Below are 22,150 nucleotides of genomic sequence, written 5' to 3'. Positions count from 1 at the left end.
TCACGTCGACACTACGGCTTTTTCGGCTTGGCCGCAGCCTTTGCCTTGGCATCCTCGGCGGCTTCCTTCTTCTCGTCCGCCGGCGTCTCGTGCTCGAACGACACGACCTTGCCGGTGATCGCGCTCACCTGCACCTCATCGATGCCGCTCTTACCGGCGGTCTTGATGTCGTACGAGTAGATCAGCTTTCCGCCTTCCTTCTCGAGTTCAACACCTTCGATCTTGCCCTTGGGAACGCGCTTCTGAGCGGCTGCAGAGGCGACATCCTCGGTAATCTTGGCCTGCTTGACGAGCGAATCCGGCAACTCGCGCTTGTAGGTAGCCTGCGCGTGAACCACGGGGGTGGCGAGCGCCGCGATGACGAGCGCGCCGGCGAAAGAAGCGTATTTCATGAAGACTCCTGGCGGTTGGGATGGTGCCGGAGGTTACCCCTGAGCACCTGTCGCGACGATGACAGGCCAAACAAACGGGCGCCCTGTTCAGGGCGCCCGTTCGAGTCGTAAATGCAGTTCAGGTGGCGGCTGGTTCCGGTCGGTGCGCCGTCGGAAGCTTTGCGTCCGCTGGCGGCGTTACACCACCCGCTTGCTTCGCGCGGCGACGCGAGAAGCGCTGTTGCCACTCGTCGAGGTACGTGTAGAACACCGGCGTGACGTAGAGTGTCACGAGCTGCGAGAAGGCCAGACCGCCAACGACGGCAACACCCAGCGGACGACGCGTCGACGCGCCCGCGCCCCAACCGACGGCGATCGGAATCGCGCCCATGAGCGCGGCCATCGTCGTCATCATGATCGGACGGAAACGAACGCTCGCCGCTTCGAGGATTGCCTCGGCAGGCGAGCTATTGCTGTCGCGCTGCTTCTCGATCGCGAAGTCGATCATCATGATCGCGTTCTTCTCGACGATGCCGATGAGCATGATGATGCCCACGAAGCCGTAGATATCGAGATCGAGGCCGCAGAGAAGCAGCGTCACCAGCGCGCCGAACGCAGCGAACGGCAAACCGGTGAGAATCGTGATCGGATGGATGAAGCTCTCGTACAACACCCCGAGGATTACGTAGATCACGAACACCGCGAGGAGCATCAGGACGAGCAGGCCTTGCTGTGTCGTGACGAACGCCTCGGCCATTCCAGAGAAGCTCGCGCCGACCTGCGACGGAAGCACTTCCTTCGCGACCGCCTCGACCTGCTTGACCGCCGTGCCGATGGACATGCCCGGCGCGAGGTTGAACGACACCGTCACGGCCGGCAACTGGCCCGAGTGATTCACCGTCACCGGGCCGACCGAGAACTTGAACTTCGCCACGGTGTTGAGCGGCACGAGCGGTCCGCGCGACGACCGCACCCAGAGCTTGCCGAGCGCATCGACGTCTTGCTGATACTCGGGGAGCAGTTCCATCACGACCCAGTACTCGTTAGTCGCTGTATAGATCGTCGACACCTGGCGCTGGCCGAACGCGTCGTAGAGGGTGTTTTCGATCTCGCTGGCCGACACGCCGAGTTGGCCCGCCTGCTCACGATCGATGTCGATGGTCACCTGCGGATTCTCGATCAGCAGGTCACTCGTCACGTCGATGAGACCGGGAATCGCGCGCATGCGCGTTTCGATCGTGCGCGCGGCGGTATTGAGCGCCGCCATGTCGCCGCTCTGCAGCGTGTACTGATAGAGTGACTTTGACGCGAGTCCACCGATCGAGATCGCCGGCGGATTCTGAATGAACGTCGTGATGCCAGACACGCTGGCGGTCGACACCATCAGGTCGCGCGCGATCAGCTCCGCGCTGCGCTTACGCTCGTCGATCGGCTTGAGATCGATCGTCATCTGGCCCTGGTTCGCGGCCGCAGTCGTACCGACCGACGACGTCACCGAACGAACGTCCGGATGCTTCCGGATCACTTCGGCCACTTCCTGTTGCTGGCGAGTGAGCGCGTCGAACGACACGCCTTCCTGTGCTTCCGTCGTCACGAGGAGCTGGCCGGTATCGTCCGTCGGGAAGAGTCCCTTGGGCGTGGACCAGAACAGGTACGCGGTGACGAAGAGGATTACCGCCGAGAACACGAGCGTGAGCGGCCGGCGCGCCATGACCCAGGCGAGCGAGCGTTCGTACACGCCCAGCCAGGCGTTGTAGAAGTTTTCGGTGACTTCGTAGAAGCGACCGTGCTTCTTGCCATGATCCGACTTGAGGAAACGACTCGACAACATCGGCGTGAGCGTCAGCGACACGAAGCCGGACACGAGAATCGCCACGCCGATCGTGACCGCGAACTCATGGAACAGCTTGCCGATGATGCCGCCCATGAACAAGAACGGGATGAACACCGCCGCCAGCGAGAACGTCATCGACAAGATGGTGAACCCAACCTCGGATGCGCCGTCGATCGCGGCCTGCATCCTTGGTTTTCCCATCTCCATGTGTCGGACGATGTTCTCGAGCATCACGATGGCGTCGTCCACGACGAAACCGACGGCGAGTGTGAGCGCCATCAGCGAAAGATTGTCGAGCGAGTAATGCAGGAGATACATCACCGAGAACGTGCCGATGATCGACATCGGCAGCGCGAGGCTCGGGATGATCGTCGCCGACCAGTTGCGCAGGAAGAGGAAGATCACCGCCACGACGAGGAACAGCGTCAGCTCGAGCGTGAAGGTGACGTCATCTACCGACGCCTTGATCGTCTCCGAACGGTCGTACAGGATGTTCATCGCGACCGACGGCGGAATCTCCTGGCCGATCTTGCCAAGTGACGCCTTCACGCGGTTGGCCACGTCCACCGTGTTCGTGCCCGGCTGGCGCTGAATCGCCAACACGATCGACCGCGCGCCGTTGTACCAGCTGGCCGTCTTGTTGTTCTGCACGTCGTCGGTGATGCGCCCAATCTCGTCGAGGTGCACGGGCGCGCCGTTGCGATACGCCACGATCACGTCGCTGAACTGATTGGCGTTCTCGAGCTGACCAGTCGCCTGCACCGTGAGCGCCGTACGCGGACCATTGAGGACGCCCGTGGGCATGTTCACGTTCTGCTGCGTGATCGCCTGCGCCACGTCCTCGAGCGCGATGCCGCGCGTGGCGAGCTGTCCCGGATCGAGCTGGAGACGAACGGCGTATTTCTGCGCGCCGTACACGAGCACCTGCGCCACGCCAGCGACCATCGATAGGCGCTGCGCGATCGACGTCTCGCCGATCTCGTCGAGCTGCGACAGCGAGATCTCGGTGGACGTGAGCGCGAGCGTCAGGATCGGCGCGTCAGCGGGGTTGGTCTTCTGATACGCCGGCGGAATGATTCCCTGTGGCAGCTGACGTGCTGTCTGCGCGATCGCAGCCTGCACGTCCTGCGCAGCGGCATCGATGTTCCGGTCGAGCGCGAACTGAATGACGATCTGCGTCTGCCCGAGGCTCGACGTCGATGTCATGTTGTCGATGCCGGCGATCGTCGAGAATTGTTTCTCGAGCGGCGTCGCCACCGTGGCAGCCATCGTCTGCGGACTGGTGCCCGGCAGCGTGGCGCTCACCGTCACCGTCGGGAAGTCGACGTTCGGCAAGTCGCTCACCGGCAACTGACGGTAGGCGACGATGCCAAATACGAGGATGCCGATCATGACGAGCGTCGTCATGACGGGGCGTTTGATGAACAGCGTGGTAAAATTCATTGACTGCTTGTCATTCTGAGGGAGCAGAGCGACCGAAGAACCTACTGTGACGTTCTAGTAGATCTTCGCTTCGCTCGGGATGACCACTAATCGCCAGCCACAGGACTTGGCTCGACCGGAATCGCGGCATGAGCGCGACGGCCAATCCAGGACTGCAGCTCGTCGAAATACGAGTAGAACACAGGCGTCACGTACAGCGTGACGACCTGCGAAAACGCGAGACCACCCACGACCGCGATACCCAGCGGACGCCGCGACGCCGCCGACGTACCCACACCGATTGCAATCGGTAGCGTACCAACGATTGCCGAAACCGTCGTCATCATGATCGGTCGGAAGCGCACACTCGCCGCTTCGACGATCGCACGCGTTGGGCTGATGTTGCCGCTGCGCTGACGCTCCAATGCGAAGTCGATCATCATGATCGCGTTCTTCTCCACGATGCCGATCAGCATGACGATGCCGACATAGCCGTACACGCCGAGCTCCACGTGCGTGATGTACAGCGCGAACAGCGCGCCGAACGCCGCGAACGGTAAGCCCGTGAGAATCGTGATCGGGTGGATGAAGCTCTCGTAGAGAACGCCGAGAATGAGATAGATGATGAAGACCGTGATCAACAACAGGACGCCCATGCCCTTCTGAGAATCCTGGAATGCTTGCGCGGTGCCCGAGAATCCGCCGGTGATCTGCGCCGGCAATACTTCCTTCGCGACTCGCTCGACCTCGGCCGTGGCGTCACCGAGCGAGACGCCCTGCGCCAGGTTGAACGAGATCGTCATCGACGCCATCTGACCGGAGTGCGCCACGCTGAGCGGACCGGTGGTCAGCTCGAAGTCTGCCACTTCGGGCAACGGAACCTGTCGTCCGCCCGACGCTGGCACATAGAAGTGCTCGAGAACCGACGCATCCACCTGCGCGCTCGGCACCGTCTCCATCACGACCGTGTACTGATTGGTCGGCATGAAGATCGTCGACACCTGCTGCTGGTTGTACGCATTCGCCAGCGCCTGCTCGATTCCCGACGGCGTCGTGCCCATGCGAAGCGCTTTCTGGCGGTCGATCTTCACCTTCACGATCGGACTACGATTCAGCAGGTTCGAATTGACGCTGCTGAGCATCGGGTTGTCCTGCAGGCGATTGAGCAACTTCTCGCCCTGCGCGTAGAGATCCTGAATGTCCGGCCCGCGCAACGTGTACTGGTACGACGACCGGCCACCACGGCCGCCGATCTGAATGCTCGGCGGATTCGTGACCGACACGTCCACACCTGGCGTTGACATCAGACGTCGCAGTTCGAACACCATGGCATCCGCAGGCGGACGCGTGCCCGCCGGCTTGAGCGTGACGTTGAACTGGATCTGATTCGACGGCCCCATGCTGCCGATGTTCATCGTATACGACGCGACGTTCGTATCCGTCGCCAGCTTGGTGCTCACTAGCTGGCCCAGGCGCATCATCTCGGTGAACGGCGTTCCCTGCGGCGCCTCGGCGTTCGCGTTCAGCGTGCCGGTATCGTCGGGCGGGAACAATCCCTTCGGAATGTTCGTCCACACGAAGTACGTCGCGACCAGCACCGCCGCCGAGAAGAGAAGCGTGAAAGGCCGGCGCTCCATCACCCAGTTGAGACTGCGCTCATACCAGCCGAGAATCGTCTGGAAACCGCGCTCGGTGATGTTGTAGAGGGTGCCGTGCTTCTCGTCCTTCGAGTGCGTCTTCAGCAAGCGGCTGCAGAGCATCGGCGTGAGCGTCAACGCGATGAAGCCCGAGATCAGCACAGACACGCTGATCGTTACGGCAAACTCGCGGAACAGACGCCCGATGATGCCGCCCATGAACATCAGCGGAATGAACACCGCTGAGAGCGAGAGACACATCGAGAGAACTGTAAACCCGACTTCCTCGGAGCCCTCGAGCGCCGCCTGCATCGGGGTTTTTCCCATCTCGATGTGGCGCACGATGTTCTCGAGCATCACGATCGCGTCGTCGACGATGAAGCCCACGGCGAGCGTGAGCGCCATGAGCGACAGGTTGTCGATACTGAAGTCGAGCGCGTACATCGCCGAGAACGTGCCTATGACAGCTAGCGGCAGCGTTAGACTCGGGATCAGCGTGGCGATCGCGCTTCGCAGAAACAGGAAGATGACGACCACGACGAGCACGAGCGCGATGACCAGGGACTCCTTCACGTCCGCCACAGAGTGGCCGATCATGATCGATTTGTCGTACTGAACGTAGACGTTCAGGGTCGGCGGGAGGCCCAGCTTGATCTCGTCGAGCTTCTCCTTCACCCGCTGCGCAATTTCCATCGTATTCGTGCCGGGCTGCCGCTGCACGAACAGGTTGATGGAACGCTCGCGATTGAAATAGCTGACCGACTTGTTGTTCTGGATGTCGTCGAGCACGTTGGCGACATCGCCGAGCCGGACTGCCGCGCCATTGCGATACGAGATGATCAGCTGGCGGAACTCCGACGCGTTGTTCATCTGACCAGTCGCGTTGATCGTCAGCGTCTGGTCCTTTCCATATAGCACGCCCGTCGGAAGCATGACGTTGTTCAGACGGATTGCGTTCGCGACCTGCGACACGCCGATATTGCGCGCCGAGAGCTGTTTGGGATCGAGCTGCACGCGCACCGCGTACTTCGCCGAGCCGAACACGTTGACCGACGCAACACCTTCGATCATCGACAGGCGCTGCGCGATCATCGTCTGCGCGTACTCGTCCACCTGAGTCATCGGGAGGACGTTCGACGTCAGCGCGATCGTCATGACCGGCGACGCGTTCGGATTGTTCTTACGGTAGTTCGGCGGGAGAATCGTCGACGGAAGGAACGGCAGTGTTTTGCCGATCGCCGCGTTCACGTCCTGCGCCGCTACCTCGATATCGCGATCAAGCCCGAACTGCAGCGTGATGTTCGTGCCGCCGGTGTTGCTGCTCGACGTGATCTCATCGATGCCGGCGATCGCCGAGAATGCCTTCTCGAGCGGCGTCGCGACCGTGGCCGCCATCGTCTCCGGGCTCGCGCCCGGGAGATTGGCGTTCACGTTCAACGTTGGATAGTCGATGGCCGGCAGATCGCTGACCGGCAGCTTCCGGTACGACGCGATGCCAAACACCAGGATGCCGATCATGAGCAACGTCGTCATGACCGGGCGCCGCACGAACGGCCCAGTGAGGCTCATTCCCCGCCGCCGCTACCGCCGCCGCCGTTGCCGCCACCGCGCTTGCCACCGCGGCCGCCACCCTTGCGTCCACCACCATTACCATTGCCGCCACGGCCATTCGCATCGCCCGCGCCGCGAAGGCGCACGGGCGCGTCGGGCGTGAGGCGCGACTGGCCTTCCGTCACGACACGATCGCCCTCGTGAATGCCGCTGGAGATGATGGCAAGACCACCCGCCGTGCGCTCAACGACCACGGCGCGCTGACGCGCCGTGTCCGCCTGATCGACGACGTATACATACGAGCCGCGCTGGCCTGTGACGATCGCCTGCTGCGGTACGACGAGCGCGTTTTCCTGATCGTAGAGATGCAGCGACGTCGTAGCGAACTGTCCAGCCCAGAGGCGGCCAGTCGAGTTGTCGAACGTCGCCTTGAGCTGCACGGTGCCAGTCGCGGTATCAACCGCGTTGTCGATGAACGACAGCTTGCCCGCCATCGACTCGTTGACCGGTGCGGCCTGCTGCACCGGGGCGGCGCCACTCTGCGCGGCCGCGCGCTGACCACCGCCGCCATTGCCGCCACCGTTGCCCGCAGCGCCCGGACCACGACCGCCGCGACGTCCGCCTGCTCCGCCGTTGCTCGCCGCGTCAGATGGGCCACCGGCCCCACCGGCGGCATTGGCATCGCGGCGTCCGCGACGACCAGCACCGTTGCCGCCGTTGCCGCCGTTGCCCTGCTGGCCCGTCGGGTCGGCCGGCTGCGCCATCGCTTCCGCTGCGAGCGAATCGATCGACGGAGTCGGCGGAGCGATCCCGCCCGGCACCGCCGCCACCGGAAGACCGCCCTTGGCGCCGTATTGGAGCACGAGCGGAAGCTGCGACGACGGAACCGCGAAGCGCACGTAAATCGGACGCACCTGATTGATCACGACCAACGGCGACGCTCCGCCCGATCGAACCAGGTTACCGCGCTTCACCAATAGGCCACCGGTCTTTCCCGAGATCGGCGCGCGAATGATCGCGTTGTCGAGATTGAACTTGGCGTTGGCAACCGCGGCGCGATCGGCGTTCATCGTTGCCTGCGTGGTCGCCGCAGTATTGAACTGGACGCCCGCTTCCTGAGGCGTGATCACGCGCTGCGCGAGCAGCTTCTTATACCGGTCCGCTTCACCCGCCGCCTGTGTGAAGTTCGCGCTGTCACGCGCGAGGACGGCAAGCGCCTGATCGTACGCGTTCTGGTATGGACGCGAATCAATATGGAAGAGCGGCTGGCCCGTGCGGACCTCGTCGCCCTCCTGAAAGTCCACCGACAGAATGATTCCGTCGACCTGCGGCGTGACGGAAACGCTCTGCATTGGCGTCACGACGCCGTTCGCTTCAATAACGTATGGCACCGTCGCACGTCGAGCCGCCGCAACGGACACACTGGCGGCCTGTCGCTGTTGAGGCGGCGGCGCCTTTTTGCAGGCGGTGAATGCAACGGGGACGAGCAGCGCAGCAGCGAAAGACAGCAACGATGCGCGACGATGGTCGAGTCGCAATCCGGTCATCAGAGCAAATCAGTGGTTGAGTGCGAGGGCGCGACGGGGGCGCAGTACGGCGGGCTCGTCCGCAACCTGACTAGGCCGGGCGAGCGATCATTGGTAGTACGTGCAGATGGGGCAATGTGTTCGGCTGAGATCGACCGAAGTCTTCAGCGCCCCGCCAAAGCTAACGCGGGGCACTTCAATCGTTAAGATCGCCCCTGACGGTCCGGTCCGGTCCTTGCCTTTTCTTAGTCCGGAGGCCGCCAATGCGACGTCGTAGAAAGTCCGATCAGACCGCCGAAACCATCATCGTCAGAACGGACGACGGAAAGACCTTCCGCTGCTCCATCGTCTCGACAGGAAACGAGAGTCAGCCGCATTGGGCGCTCATGGACGAACACGCTCAACAGTTCCTCGGACCGCCGGTCATGCCCGATCATTCGGTCGAAGCGGTCCAACACCAGATCACCGAGTGGTGGGCCGGCCGCATCCGTAATCAGCGGCCCGAGCCAGCGTCCAGCGCAGATCGGACTGAATCGAAGCCCTAGAAACGCGCAACAGCGGGCGCAACCAATACCAAATCCGTACAAACGAGAGGCGGCGCCGGACCAAGGTCCGGCGCCGCCTCTTTCCTTAAAACTCAGTCGCCTGTGCTACTTCAGCGCGATGTTCTGCGAAGTGCGGAGCATGAGCTTCGTACCCGACGGCAGTTCTGGCTCGCGATCCGTGCCCAACGAAATCACGGTTCCAGCGGCCGCGCCAAGCGCGCCACCAACGAGCAGCTTGTCGAGATCTCCACCGCTGACGATTGCACCGAGCGCCCCACCAACCGCCGCACCAATGCCCGCCTTCTTCAGCGTCTCGTTGCTGGCGCTAGGCGGACGAACCTCTGACACGCTGGCGTTGTACGGATAGGTGTGGCCATTGATCGCAATGCGATCGAAGTCCACGCGAATCACGGACGGGTCGCCAGTATGCGGCGCATTCTGAAGCCCGGTGATATGGCCGTACACCATCGAGCCTTCCGGCACGACGGTCTGACCGTTCTGTGCCTTTACCGCGTCGGATACCGTCGCCGTGAAGGTATCACCGACCTTGTTCTGCTTCGAACCCATCTTCGAGTTCGTTTTCACTTCGATCATCGTACCAACCGTAAGCCGCCGAGCGTTCGGCGGTACCGCGCTTCCGAGTTCGCCGCTCGCTGATTGCACGTTCGTACGTGCGCATCCGCCGAGCGCGGCAACCGCGGTCGCGATCATTGTAAGTTTTCGGATCATTGCAGCTCCCTGCTTGAGGCAGTGCCTAAAAAAGCAAGTCGCACGCCCGACCACGCCGGGCCCTGTGACGACCCGGTGAGTACGCAGGCTCGACAGCAAAATCCCCGTCGCAGTACTCGCCGAGACGGGGATTCCTTCCAATGAGAATGTGCTATTTGCGATCTACTTCGCGCCGCACCCGATCGGTTGCGTGCTCACCACGAAGTTGTCGAGTGTACGAACATTCGCTGCAGGCGCTCCCTCATTCTGATATTGCTCGAGGAGCACGGAATTCAGCCCGTACGCATTGTATGAGCCCACCCAGTTGAGCCCCGTCTTCTTGGCCGAGGGCTGACCGTTCACCAGTAGCTCGAATACGCCATTCGACTGCCCGGCGTCGTTCAGCTTGACGTGGAACTCATAGCAGGACCACTGCCCCACGTGCGCCTGGTCATTCTCCATCGCGGCAGAGCGGACGCCGCCGAGCCATTTGAGATTGTTGAAGTCGTTGTAGCCGACAGTCACCGTCGCGCCCGCCGCGTCGACGCCCGACGCAGGATCGAGCAGCAGATACCGCATATCGGTCTCGTCCGACCAACCGTGCGCGATCATCGCCTGACTCCAATCAGACTTCGTGAACACGGTCGCGCGCGTCAGCTTGCCGGGTCCGTCCCCCACCCAACCAGCTTCGCGCTTCACATAGAAGCGCCAGTAGATCTCACGATAGTTCGCCGTCCCCGCATCCACCGGCCGGAACGACGCACTCGGCGTCTTCCCAAACGCGAGCTTCAGACTGCCCGCAGCCGCGCTGCCCTTTGTGTATGTCGCGCGCATGCCGACCGAACCGCCAACACCAGTTCCGGTCGCGCGTACGAACTTCCCGCCAGCGTTGTCGTACTCGAAGTACTTCGATGTACGATCGCTCTCGAAGTCGTCGCAGAAGATCCAGCCAGCGCGCGGCGTCGCGCACTCACCAGTCGCGACGATTTCCGTAACGCTGCCGGCGATATTACCCGCCTCGGTCGCCGTCTGGTCGCGCGAGCAGGCGATTGCGGCGCAGGCAACAACGCTCAACGAAATCATCTTGAATCGCATCTCAACGCTCCACGGCGGCTGTTGAGATCTGACCAGTCGCATCGCACTCCGCAACCGGCTCGCGCTCAGGCGTCGCCAGCCGCCCGATACCCCATCCGTTCCGACACAGCGGTCGCAGCACTCACGACATCGATCGCCAACGCGTGCAGCTTTGATCGCGCGCAGCGTGACACGGGCCCGCCAATCGCGATGGCAGCCACAACGGCGCCAGAAAAATCTCGCACTGGTGCCGCGACGGCAGCGAGATCCGACTCGAGCTCTGCCCACACGGTCGCATAGCCGCGCTTGCGAACTGATTCCAATTCCTGATCGAACGCGGCAGCGGTGGTAATGGTCTCGTGCGTGTACCGCTGCAATGGTGCACCGAGTACTGCGGCAACGGTCGAATCATCGGCATGCGCGATCAGCACCTTGCCCGATGCAGTCGCATGCACGGGGAGCCGACGACCCACCCAGCCAACGTGCATCACCGGCCGCGGACTGTCGGCAACTTCCACGTTCACCGCTTCGAGACCGACGAGCAGTGTGAGGTTCGCTGTTTCGCCAGTTCGCTGCGCGAGCCAATTCAGCGACGAACGCGCCGAGCGCTGCAGCGTAGTGGAATGTCGGGCGACGTCGCCGAGTGCGGTGAGCCGCAGCGAAAGTCTGTACCGCGATGTCTCTGGATCGCGATCCAGAAAATCCGCGTCCTCCATCGCCGAAAGCCACCGCGACACGGTGCTCTTGGGACGACCGAGCACGTCGGCAACTTCGAGTACGCCGAGCTCTCGCCGCTCGATCGTGAACAGAGCGAGTACATCCATTGCCTTGCGCAGCATACGGCCTCCTCACATACTTTGGCGCGATTACGGAACCTAGTTCCATTATATGGAACCGGCTAGAGGCCGGCCCAGGCCCGCCGCCAGACCCTTCGCGGCTTTACGGAGCGTTCATGCAGCAATCTTCGGCTAGGGCATCACACCATCGCTCGCCACGCCGCGCTCGCATCGTCATGGGCGCGCTGCTGTTCACTCCGCTCATGGCGTACGACAGCGGGGTCAGGCGAACGACCAAGCCCGCGTCCGAATACATCGCGCACGTCGAGGTGCGCCGTACGACGCATGGCGTCCCGCACATCAAAGCAGACAACCTCGGCGCCGCGGAGTTCGCGCTCGCGTACGTACAGTCGGAAGACTACGGCGCTCGCGTACCGCTCGACCTGTTGCGCGCACGAGGTGAGATGGGCCGATGGTTCGGCCGCGACAGTATGGAACGCGACTTCGCCGCGAAGCTCGCATACAACCGCGCGGTCGAGACGTACCCATTCCTCGCTGGCGACACGCGCGAGGTGTACGAGGGTTTTGCCGCCGGCGCCAATCGCTACGTCGAACTGCATGCGGACGAGTTCCCCGCTGGGTTCGCGCCGCACTTTACTGGCTACGACGTGCTCGCGCACGACGTGAGCATGGCCACCGCCGCACAAGCGGCGCGCTTTCTCGCGCGAAACGATCCGAGTTATCGCGGTCGTGGACGCGGCGCGACAGCTACGCCAAGTCCCGCCGAGGGTGAAGTTCCGCCGGGCGAATGGATAGATCCGCCGGACGAAGGTTCGAACGCGTGGGCATTCTCGCCGAGTCGAACGAAATCCAAGCGCGCTATTCTGCTGCGCAATCCGCACCTCCAGTGGAACGCGGGCTATTACGAAGCTCACATGACGGTTCCCGGCGTCGTCGACTACTACGGCGACTTCCGCATTGGCGGACCGTTCAGCGTCATTGGCGGGTTCAATCGCGATCTCGGTTGGTCGACAACCAACAACGATCCACTTCTCACGCAGATTTACGCGCTCGACGCGGATCGCGCGCACGCCGAACACTATCTGCTCGACGGCGTATCGTATCCGATACAGAAGCAGACCGTGCGCGTCGAGTATCGCGACGGCAGCGGACTGTCGAGCGAGTCACGCGAAGTGCCGCGCACGCCCTTTGGTCCGGTGATCTATCGCGATAGCAACACCGTGTACGTGCTGCGCACCGCGATGGACGGAGATTTCCGCGCCGGCGAACAATTCCTTCGGATGATGCGCGCGCACTCGCTCGCCGAGTGGAAGGATGCGATGCGTATGCAGGCGCGATTGAACTCGAGCTTCACGTACGCCGATCGCGCCGGAAACATTCTATATGTATGGAACGCGGCGACGCCGTCGCTGCCAAACCGCCCGAGCTCGGACACGGTCGCGGTTCCGGCTCGCGGCGTCGCCGACATCTGGACGCACTACGTCCCGTTCGACTCGCTGCCGCAGGTGCTCAACCCCAAGGGCGGATATGTCCACAACGAGAACGATCCGCCGTATTACACGAATCTGCACGCGCAGCTCGACCCCGCATCCTTCCCCGCCTATTTCCCCGAAGCGAAGCTCGGCCTGCGCAGTCAGCTCGCCATTACGCTGATCGACACGCCGAACAAGCTCTCACTCACCGACGTCATTGCGCTCAAGCATTCATATCGAATGTTGCTGGGCGATCGCGTGCGCGACGATCTCGTCACCGCGGTGCGGGCGTCGCATCCGTCGGCAGACGTGACGAAAGCCATCGACGTAATCGCCAAATGGGACAAGACGGTGGCGCCGACGAGCCGTGGCGGCGTGCTGTTCGAGCTCTGGTGGCGCCGGTACATCGCCGGAACGCGTGCCGACACGATGTACGCGGTACAGTGGGATCCGAAGTCTCCAGTCAAAACGCCGCGCGGCATCAAGTCGCCCGCGCGCGCCGTCGACGCCTTTGCGTGGGCAACGACGGAAACCGCGCGACGATACGGACGCGTGGACGTCGCCTGGGGCGATGTGCATCGCGTGCGCCGCGGCGATGTCGACGTTCCCGTCGGCGGATGCAGCGGCGACATCGGCTGCTTTCGCGTGCTGCAGTATCGCGACGATCCAGATGGTAAGCGCCAAGCCGTCGGCGGCGATGGTTGGGTCCTCGCCGTGGAGTTCGGCGATCAGCCTAAAGCGTACTCGGTGCTCGCGTATGGCGAGAGTCCGGATCCGCAGTCGCCCTTCTTCAGCGACCAAGCGGCGATGTTCGCGCGCGGTGAGCTCAAGCCAGTCGCGTGGAGCGAAGCCGACATCGTGAAGCAAACCGTCGTACGCTATCGACCAGGAGAGAAAAAGTAGCCAACCACCTGCCCAACTTCGCTTTTCAGTTCCTCTCAGTTCCCCACCCGTTCGCAACTGAGGTCTCATGCAATTTCGAAGAGTACGCCACACACTCATGCTGGCTGCGCTCGTCTGTACGAGCCTGTCAGGTCGGCTGAGTGCACAAGGACAGCAAGGCTCCGTCAGCGGTCGCGTTACTGACGCGACGACTGGACTCGCCGTACCGTCGGTGGCAGTGAGCGTCATTGGCACAACGAGCGTGACGCAAACGAACGATCAGGGTCAATACACGCTGCGCGGCGTGCACACTGGTTCAGTCGAAGTGCGAGTGCTCCGCGTGGGCTACGCCGAGCAACGGTTGGCGGTCACAATCGCCGCGGGACAGACGGCGTCGCTCGACATCAAGATGGCTCCTGTCGGTCTCACGTTGAATCCCGTCGTCACGACGGCGACTGGCGATCAGCGCCGAGTGGAAGTTGGCAACTCCATTGCGCAGATCGATGCAGCGAAGGCCGTCGCTGGCACCGCGGTAGCAAACGTCGCCGACATGCTCACCGCGCGCGCGCCCGGTGTACTCGTCATTCCTGGAACGCAAACGGGCGCTGGCACACGCGTTCGCATTCGCGGCACGAGCTCTCTTTCACTCGCGAACAATCCGATCTACATCGTCGACGGTACACGCGTGGAAGGAACTACGGGTTCGTCGACGCTGAGCGTCGGCGGAACGACGCCCGCACGCATCAACGATCTCAATCCCGAAGAGATCGAATCGATCGAAGTCGTGCGCGGCCCATCCGCGGCAACGCTATACGGAACCGACGCCGCGAATGGCGTCATCGTCATCACGACGAAACGCGGCGTCGCCGGTCGCCCGCAGCTGACTTACACGACCGAGCAAGGCGCGCACGTCGACAACAACACGTACCCGACTGCGTATCGCGCGTGGCGTTCGGGCTCGACTGCTGCCACCAACTCGACGGCGGCCAACACAGTCCAATGCTTCATCTCGCAGGTGGTCGCGAAGGCCTGCGCGGTGGATAGCGTCACGAGCTACAACCTGTACAACGATCCAGAAGCGACGCCCAACGGTATTGGCTATCGTCAACAGCACAGCCTACAGGTTGGCGGCGGCACCGATGCGCTCCGCTACTTCCTACACGGCGAATGGGAAGGCGAAAACGGCGTGCTCAAGGTGCCCGATTTCGACAAGCGGTATCTCTCTTCGCACGGCGCAACGCTCCGCCCGGAAGAGCTCAGCCCGAACCACATGGGCCGCATCACGACGCGCGCAAACTTCAACGTCGCGGTGAATCCAAAGATCGACCTCGCAATCAACGCGGGGTACACTGCTCAGGACACGCGGCTTCCGATGAGCGACGATTCCGGTGTGCTCGGTGTCGCGGCCAACACCTACGGCGGTCCTGGCTTCAAATACAATCTCTCGGCGACTGGCGACACGCTGTTTGGTTGGCGCCAGATCACGCCACGCGACATCTACCAGCAGTACACGAACCAGAACATCAATCGCCTCATCACGTCGACGAATGGCAACTGGCGCCCGACGGAATGGCTGTCGGCGCGCGCAAACGCCGGACTCGATTACGCAGGCCGTCTCGATACGCAGCTTTGTCGCTTCGGCGCTTGCCCGGACCTCGGCGGCGACAGCCGCAAGGGCTACAAGATCGACAATCGTTCGAACTTCTTCACGTACGCGGCTGATGCGAGTGCCACGGCGTCTCGACAGCTGACCGCGACGATCCAGTCGAAGACGTCGGCGGGCGTACAGTTCAACCGCAGCTTTTTCGATCGCAATGGCGCCTCTGGAACAATTCTTCCGCCCGGAGCCACTACTGTCACATCCGGCGCGGTGAAGGCCGCGGACGAATCCACGAGCGACACCCGAACGCTCGGCGGCTTTGTCGAGGAGAATGTCGCGTTTAGAGATCGCTTCTATCTCACGGGCGGCCTACGCTCCGATCGCAACAGCGCGTTCGGCGCCAACTTCAAGACGGTGTTCTACCCGAAGATTGCCGCGTCGTGGGTTGCCTCCGACGAAAGCTTCTTTCCGCATTACAGCTGGTTGAATCAGTTCCGTCTTCGCACGGCGTACGGCGCATCCGGCGTCCAGCCTGGCACGATCGACGCCGTGCAGTACTTCTCGTCTTCCACCGCACGCTTGGAGAGCGGCGACGCTCCGGCGGTCGTCTTCACCACGCTCGGCAACCGCAATCTCAAGCCCGAGCGCTCCACCGAACTCGAACTCGGCGTTGACGGAACGTTCTTCAGCAACCGTATCACCACCGAGATCACGTACTACAACAAGACATCGAAGGATGCACTCATCAGCCGTGTGCTGCCGCCGTCGCTCGGCATCGGCGCCACCGCGCGTCTCGAAAACCTCGGCGAGGTCACGAACAAGGGTGTCGAAGCGCTGATCACCGCCAGGGTGATCGACCGCAACGCGTTCGGCTGGGACGTCAGCTTCAATGGCTCGACGAACGCCAACAAGCTCGTCACGCTCGGCGGCGTTCCGACGATCGTCTCGAGCAGCACGCAGCAGCAGCGCGAGGGCTATCCGCTCAATGGCTGGTGGTCGCGCGGCCTCACGAGCTATGGCGACAAGAACGGCGACGGTTTGATCGCGTACGCGACCGATCCGAACGTGAGCGAGATCGTCGTCTCGGATACCGCCGTGTACCTCGGCAACCCACTGCCGAAGTATGAGCTCAACATCACCAACGGCATCGAGCTGTTCCATCACGCCCTGCGCGTGAGCGGCATGGTCGACTACAAGGGCGACTTCAAGATGTACAACAACACCGAGCGTATTCGTTGCGCCAGCCGCAACAACTGCTCGGGGCTCTTGAATCCGAAAGCCTCCGCGTTCGAGCAGGCGCGGACCGCCGCTGTTCGCGATCACCCCGCAAAGACGGTTGCTGGCTTCATCGGCGACGGCGACTTCATTCGCTTCCGCGAACTGAATGTCACTTACACGGCGCCGCAGCACTTCGTGAACACGCTGCTCCGCGGTCGCACACTCTCGGCGACGCTCGCAGCGCGCAACCTCGGAATTCTCTGGACCAAGTACGACGGTGTGGACCCCGAAGCGTTCGGCACCACGGGCGACGCTCCGTCCGAATTTCAGGCGTTCGCGCCGACGACGTACTACGTCCTTCGTCTCTCCCTCGGCTTCTAGGATATCATGAGAATGACTTCATACATCGGAGCTCCAGGGAAATCACGCCTGCGTCGCGCTGCGACGACCGTGGCGTTCGGGCTCGCCGGCGTGGCAATCGCGTGCACGCCGTCTGACGTCCTCACCGTCACTGACCCGGACATCATCAATCCGACTGATGTGCAGTCTGCTGCCGGAGCGAGCGCCGTTCGTATCGGCGCCATTGCGCGACTGACCGCCGCTACGACCGGCGGTAGCAGCAACTCGGAAGGGCTCTTCCTGCTCAGCGGACTACTCGCCGACGAATGGATCAATGGCGATTCGTTCATCGCGCGTCAGGAAGTGGATCAGCGCGTTATCACGACGGCGAACAGCTTCCTCACAGATGTCGACCGAATGCTGCATCGCGCACGCATCTCGGCCGAACAGGCGACGCAGCTGCTCAAGCAGTACATACCCACTGGCCCGGCGGCCGACGTTGCCGAGATGTACTTCGTCGAGGCGTACATCGAAAACGTCATGGCCGAGGATTACTGCAACGGTCTCGTGTTCAGCGACGTCGTGAATGGCGCGGAGAAGTACGGCGCACCGGTCACGACGACGACAGCGTACCAGCTTGCGCTCGCGCACGCAGATTCCGGCCTCGCACTGGTCACCGGATCGTCAACGGCCGACGTCAAGGTCAAGAACGCATTGGCAGTGATTCGCGGGCGTATCCTCACGAACCTCAATCGCCAGGCAGACGCAGCGGCGGCGGTTGCAGCTGTGCCCACGAGCTACAAGTATCAGAACCTTCACGCGCAGACCGTGAGCGACAACGCGATCTGGAACTACAACAACATCCAGCGTCGCTACAGCGTGAGCATCGGCGAAGGGACGAACGGCATCAACTTCGCCACAGCCGCCGATCCTCGCATTCCGGTCTGCCAAGGCGGGGACGCGGCCTGCACCGCCGCAGGGTTTGCGCTCAAGACGCGCGATGATCTCGGCACGCCGGTCTATACGCAGCTCATCTGGCCGACGCGCGACGCATCGGTCACAATCGCTGGTGGCGTCGAGGCGCGCATGATCGAAGCCGAGGCAGCGTACAAAGCTGGTAACTACTCGCTATACGTCCAGAAGTTGAACCAGGCGCGCACCGAAGGCGGCGTCGCGGGATTGGCGGCGAACCTCACGGATCCCGGCACGAACACCGCGCGTGAAAACCTGCTCTTCCGCGAGCGCGCGTTCTGGCTGTTCGGTCGCGGCTCACGCTTGGGCGACATGCGTCGTCTGATCCGCCAGTATCAACGTCCGGCTGAAACGGTTTTCCCCACGGGCGCGTGGCACAAAGGCGGCAACTACAACGCGGACATCAATTTCCCAGTTCCGCAAGCCGAGGCAAACAACCCGAATGTGTCGGCGACGCAGTCGTGTACCGACCGTAGTGCGTAGCCATCCGTAACACGAACGCGTGAAGGCGGGGCTCGGTGAGTGCCGAGCCCCGTTTTTATTGTTTCATAATGCCTGTTCTCAAATATCGCCGGGATACGCCACCAGGCCGCCACCATCGCCCCTCTGTTGGTTGCCATGAGTCTCTGTCGCGCAAGCAATAGAATTGCCGCGCATAGGCGCTATCTTACCACGCATGACTGTTGGGTTCGATCTGAACGGCGCCACGGAGTCGCCGAGCCTGCGGGCGGTCATTCGGCTTTGCCTTCACTCGCCGAGTCCGGTCCTGCTGGCCGTCGGCGCGGACTGCCGCGTTCTGTACAACGACGCCTTCGCACGGCTCGTCCACGAGGGCTCGCCCGCGGTCCAGCACGGCGCTTTGCCGTCGTCACTCGGCAAGCTCTGGGATTCGATCAGCCCGATGGCAACCGACGCGCTCGGCGGTCGCGCCACGTTCAGTCCGCACGTCGTGCTTTCCAGCCCGAAGGCACCGGCCGGCGAGGTGACTGCTGACGTTTCGTGTACGCCGATTTTCGGGGACGACGACCGGACCGTCGTAGGCGTGTTCTGCACCTTCGCGGAAACGCGCGCGCGTGAGCTCGAGCAGCTGCGTGAGTCGGAGACTGGACTGCGTGCCGCGGTGGATCTCATCGGCTTGGGACGGTATCACTCCGACCGTCGCAATCAGGCGATCGAGTGGGATCCGCGTCTCAAGGCCATTTGGGGACTGCCGGCATCGGCGCCTGTCGACCTCGGTGTGTTCGTTAGCGGCATTCATCCCGAGGACCGCGAGCGCGTCCAAGCTGCGCTCGGCGCGAGCGTGGACCCCGAAGGCGACGGCATCTGCGACATCGAGTATCGCGTCATCGGCGTGCATGGCGGCTCATTGCGTTGGGTAACGACGCGCGGCAAGACGCTCTTCGAGAATGGGCAGCCAGCGAGTTTTCACGGCGTGGTGCTCGATATCTCCGAACGAAAGCGAGCCGAGCAAACGAACCTTGTGTTGATTGCCGAGCTGGAGCATCGCACGCGGAATTTGCTCGCTGTCGTCAGCGCGCTGGCGGAGCAGACGCTCGCGTCGTGCGAATCGCTGCAGGACTTCGTGGAACCGTTTCGCGAACGTCTCGCGACGCTATCACGCGTGCAGGGACTCCTCTCGCGCGGTGAGTCGAGTCCAGTCATGCTCGGAGAATTGGTCGATCTCGAGTTGCGTGCGCTCGGCGCGGAGCCGGATGGTCGACGTGTCATCGTGAACGGACCCGAAGTTGCTTTGCCCAACCGCTCGGTGCAGATACTCGCTCTTGGACTCCACGAGCTTGCGACGAATGCGCGAAAGCACGGTGCCCTCGGCTCTCGAGACGGACAACTCACGGTGACCTGGAAGCTGACGCAAACGAACGGTTGCGATGAACTCACGCTCGATTGGCTCGAGCGCGGGATCGACTGGAGTCGTACACCGGCAACGCCGAATCGCGTTGGGTTGGGTCGCACGTTGATCGAACAGTCCCTGCCCTTTCAACTCGACGCGCACACTCGGCTCGACATCGGTCCGAACGACGTGCGCTGCATCGTCACGATGGCGATCGACTAAACAGGCGGGGGTCCGATGATCGAGCCAGATCTGGCTGGACGGCACATACTGATCATCGAAGACGAGCACATCGTGGCGGAAGCGATGAGCCGGATGCTCCGCGTGTGGGGTGCAACGGTCGTTGGTCCGGCCGCAACGATCGAAGCGGCGCTGACGATTTGCCGGTCGACGCCACGGATCGATGGCGCGCTCTTGGACATCAACCTGCGCGGCGTCCATGCGTACCTCGTCGCTGACGAGCTACTCGCGCGCGGGGTGCCGGTCGTGTTTGCGACCGGCTACAGCGACCCAACGATACCCGAGAAGTACCGAAGCGTTGGCCTGCTTCAGAAACCGTTTGGGCCGGACGACGTCGCACGCGCGCTGTTCCCGATCATCCAACCACGCGCAGAGTAGTTACTGCCGTCGCTCGAAGCGAACGTGGCGCATTCGACCGTCCGTCACATCGAAGCCAGTCACCTTGCCTCGGGTTCGGATGAACTGAATCGTGTATCCATCGGCAAGGAACGTGTCGGCAAAGATCAGCCTTCCGTTGGTCGGATCCTCGGTGCCGGTTCGTAGTGCGATCGTGGTATCCGCGGAACTGACCGTATAGATCGACCCACCGAGTTCGTCGCTCACGTATCGGCCAGCGTACTCGGCGAGCAACGCACGCGTCGCGACCAACGGTTGGCGCCACTCGAACGGCACCGGGCGTCCGCCGGCAAGTGCGCGGCGTTCAAAGCCAGCGTGGTCGCCATTAGCAAACACGAATTCCGCCGGCGCGTTCGGCAATCGGAAGCGTCCATCGGCCACGGGAATGAGGGCTGGACCCAGGTCGCGACCGACGACGAGCTTTCCATCGCGGGCGGTGAGCTCAATCACTTGGAGCGTCGTCGGCTGGATGTACACGCCGGCTCGCCGCTGGACTGCATCGGCACCCAGCGCGATTCCCTGCGGCACGACCGGCGGCTCGACGCGTGCGAGCGACGAGCCGAGGAACGCGTCGGCGACACCCCGCGCCAACGCCGTGGTGTTGCTCGTCGCGGCGTTGCACAACACGGCGATGGAAAGCCCCTGATCGGGAAAACGTCCCACGTAGCTTCGGTAGCCAGCGTCGGCGCCGTTGTGTTCGACGATCTTCGCGCCGCGATACCGCCCGCTGACCAGACCGAAACCGTACGTCGACGTGTCGCCGTTCGTCAGGATCGTTGGCGTCTCCATGCGCGTGAACAGCGCGCGGTCGCCCACCGTTGGAGCGTCGAAGTTCGCTTCCCACTTGAGCAGATCGCCAACGGTCGTGAACAGGCTCGTCGCCCCGTAGGTATCGAAGTTCGGAATGCTCACCGACCACGTGTTGCCGCGCGGCGAATACGCCGACGTCCGCCCGCGGACGAGCATCGTGTAGTCGTCGTGGAAGTGCGTGTTCGTCATACCGAGAGGCTTGAAGATTCTCTCATCGGCGAAATCGCGCAGAGACTTGCCGCTGACCCGCTTCACGATGACCGCAAGCAGCGTAAAGCCAGTATTGCTATAGATGTATTCCGCGCCCGGCGTGAAATTCAGCGCCTTCTGCCGAGGGACGATGTCCATCACGTCGGCTTCGGTGATGCGGTCCTCTTCGAAACGCCCGCGCGCCAGACCGATCAGGCTCCACTGATCGCGAAGCCCGCTGGTGTGGTTCAACAGGTTGCGAACCGTGATCGGCGTGCCGTAGTCCGGAATCTCGGGCAGGTATTTTCGGATGTTGTCATCGACCGAGAGTTTACCGTCGCGTTCGAGAAGCATGATCGACATCGCGGTGAACTGCTTCGAGACTGACGCGACGTGGAAAATCGACAACGGCCCGATCGGCGTGTCTGTCTCGAGGTTCGCCATACCGTAGCCGCGCTCGAAGACGGATTTGCCATTGCGTCCGACGCCAACCGCGCAGCCCGGCCCCTGTGTGCCGCGCCAGGCGTCGAAGACACGATCGACGGCCCGCGCCACGGAATCCTGCGGCGTTCGCATTTGCGCGCCGGAGGAGGCGGCGACGCCCAACATCATGGTGAGCGCGACAATCGATGCACGCTGATGCACAGAGGCCTCTCGACGAAGATGGCGGATTCTATCTCGCGCATCGCTCGGCGTCCAATGGCCACGTCTATGGAAC

General features: G+C 62.7%; 14 protein-coding genes. 6 read left to right on the top strand and 8 right to left on the bottom strand.

What is annotated here, in order from left to right; genetic code table 11:
• Positions 1-11: 11 nt before the first annotated feature.
• The 4 genes from AC6H4Z_RS09195 to AC6H4Z_RS09180 form a co-directional block, all read right to left on the bottom strand.
• On the bottom strand, positions 12-392 hold the full coding sequence (locus tag AC6H4Z_RS09195) for a PepSY domain-containing protein (protein WP_497546458.1): 381 nt from the start codon (positions 390-392) through the stop codon (positions 12-14).
• A gap of 118 nt (positions 393-510) precedes the next feature.
• On the bottom strand, positions 511-3,648 hold the full coding sequence (locus AC6H4Z_RS09190; RefSeq protein ID WP_497546457.1) for an efflux RND transporter permease subunit: 3,138 nt from the start codon (positions 3,646-3,648) through the stop codon (positions 511-513).
• Positions 3,649-3,734: 86 nt separating this feature from the next.
• Positions 3,735-6,833 carry an efflux RND transporter permease subunit gene (locus tag AC6H4Z_RS09185; RefSeq protein WP_497546456.1) on the bottom strand — a complete coding sequence of 1,033 codons (3,099 nt, stop codon included), beginning with the start codon at positions 6,831-6,833 and terminating at the stop codon, positions 3,735-3,737.
• Positions 6,830-8,362: an efflux RND transporter periplasmic adaptor subunit gene (locus AC6H4Z_RS09180; protein ID WP_497546455.1), complete on the bottom strand. Its 1,533-nt coding sequence runs from the start codon at positions 8,360-8,362 to the stop codon at positions 6,830-6,832. The genes AC6H4Z_RS09185 and AC6H4Z_RS09180 overlap by 4 nt, the downstream gene beginning before the upstream one ends.
• A 242-nt stretch (positions 8,363-8,604) precedes the next feature.
• On the opposite strand from AC6H4Z_RS09180, the gene AC6H4Z_RS09175 reads away from it, so the two are divergent.
• Positions 8,605-8,886, top strand: a complete 282-nt coding sequence (locus tag AC6H4Z_RS09175) for a hypothetical protein (RefSeq protein WP_497546454.1) — start codon at positions 8,605-8,607, stop codon at positions 8,884-8,886.
• Between the two features lie 105 nt (positions 8,887-8,991).
• Here AC6H4Z_RS09175 and AC6H4Z_RS09170 read toward each other — a convergent pair whose 3' ends face one another.
• The 3 genes from AC6H4Z_RS09170 to AC6H4Z_RS09160 form a co-directional block, all read right to left on the bottom strand.
• Entirely contained in the window at positions 8,992-9,615 is a 624-nt protein-coding gene (locus AC6H4Z_RS09170; RefSeq protein WP_497546453.1) for a hypothetical protein, read from the bottom strand.
• A 162-nt stretch (positions 9,616-9,777) separates the two neighbouring features.
• The gene (locus tag AC6H4Z_RS09165) at positions 9,778-10,689 is read right to left on the bottom strand and encodes a hypothetical protein (RefSeq protein WP_497546452.1); all 912 of its coding nucleotides are present in this window, start codon (positions 10,687-10,689) and stop codon (positions 9,778-9,780) included.
• A gap of 65 nt (positions 10,690-10,754) precedes the next feature.
• The gene (locus AC6H4Z_RS09160) at positions 10,755-11,507 is read right to left on the bottom strand and encodes an IclR family transcriptional regulator (RefSeq protein WP_497546451.1); all 753 of its coding nucleotides are present in this window, start codon (positions 11,505-11,507) and stop codon (positions 10,755-10,757) included.
• Positions 11,508-11,620: 113 nt separating this feature from the next.
• Between AC6H4Z_RS09160 and AC6H4Z_RS09155 the strand changes: the two genes are divergently transcribed.
• The 5 genes from AC6H4Z_RS09155 to AC6H4Z_RS09135 all read left to right on the top strand — a co-directional run bounded on the left by AC6H4Z_RS09155 (position 11,621) and on the right by AC6H4Z_RS09135 (position 20,415).
• A complete protein-coding gene (locus AC6H4Z_RS09155; protein WP_497546450.1) occupies positions 11,621-13,840 on the top strand; it encodes a penicillin acylase family protein in 2,220 nt (739 codons plus the stop codon).
• A gap of 67 nt (positions 13,841-13,907) precedes the next feature.
• Positions 13,908-17,018, top strand: a complete 3,111-nt coding sequence (locus tag AC6H4Z_RS09150) for a SusC/RagA family TonB-linked outer membrane protein (protein WP_497546449.1) — start codon at positions 13,908-13,910, stop codon at positions 17,016-17,018.
• A gap of 6 nt (positions 17,019-17,024) precedes the next feature.
• On the top strand, positions 17,025-18,431 hold the full coding sequence (locus AC6H4Z_RS09145) for a RagB/SusD family nutrient uptake outer membrane protein (RefSeq protein WP_497546448.1): 1,407 nt from the start codon (positions 17,025-17,027) through the stop codon (positions 18,429-18,431).
• A gap of 193 nt (positions 18,432-18,624) precedes the next feature.
• A complete protein-coding gene (locus AC6H4Z_RS09140; protein ID WP_497546447.1) occupies positions 18,625-20,019 on the top strand; it encodes a sensor histidine kinase in 1,395 nt (464 codons plus the stop codon).
• Positions 20,020-20,034: 15 nt separating this feature from the next.
• Entirely contained in the window at positions 20,035-20,415 is a 381-nt protein-coding gene (locus tag AC6H4Z_RS09135) for a response regulator (protein WP_497546446.1), read from the top strand.
• Here AC6H4Z_RS09135 and AC6H4Z_RS09130 read toward each other — a convergent pair whose 3' ends face one another.
• Positions 20,416-22,077: a serine hydrolase domain-containing protein gene (locus AC6H4Z_RS09130; RefSeq protein ID WP_497546445.1), complete on the bottom strand. Its 1,662-nt coding sequence runs from the start codon at positions 22,075-22,077 to the stop codon at positions 20,416-20,418. It lies immediately after the preceding gene.
• Positions 22,078-22,150: the final 73 nt, after the last annotated feature.

Source organism: Leucogemmata humicola, from assembly GCF_055379415.1.
The sequence above is the reverse complement of the archived record's forward strand: the minus strand, read 5'-3'. Positions and strand labels throughout refer to the sequence as shown.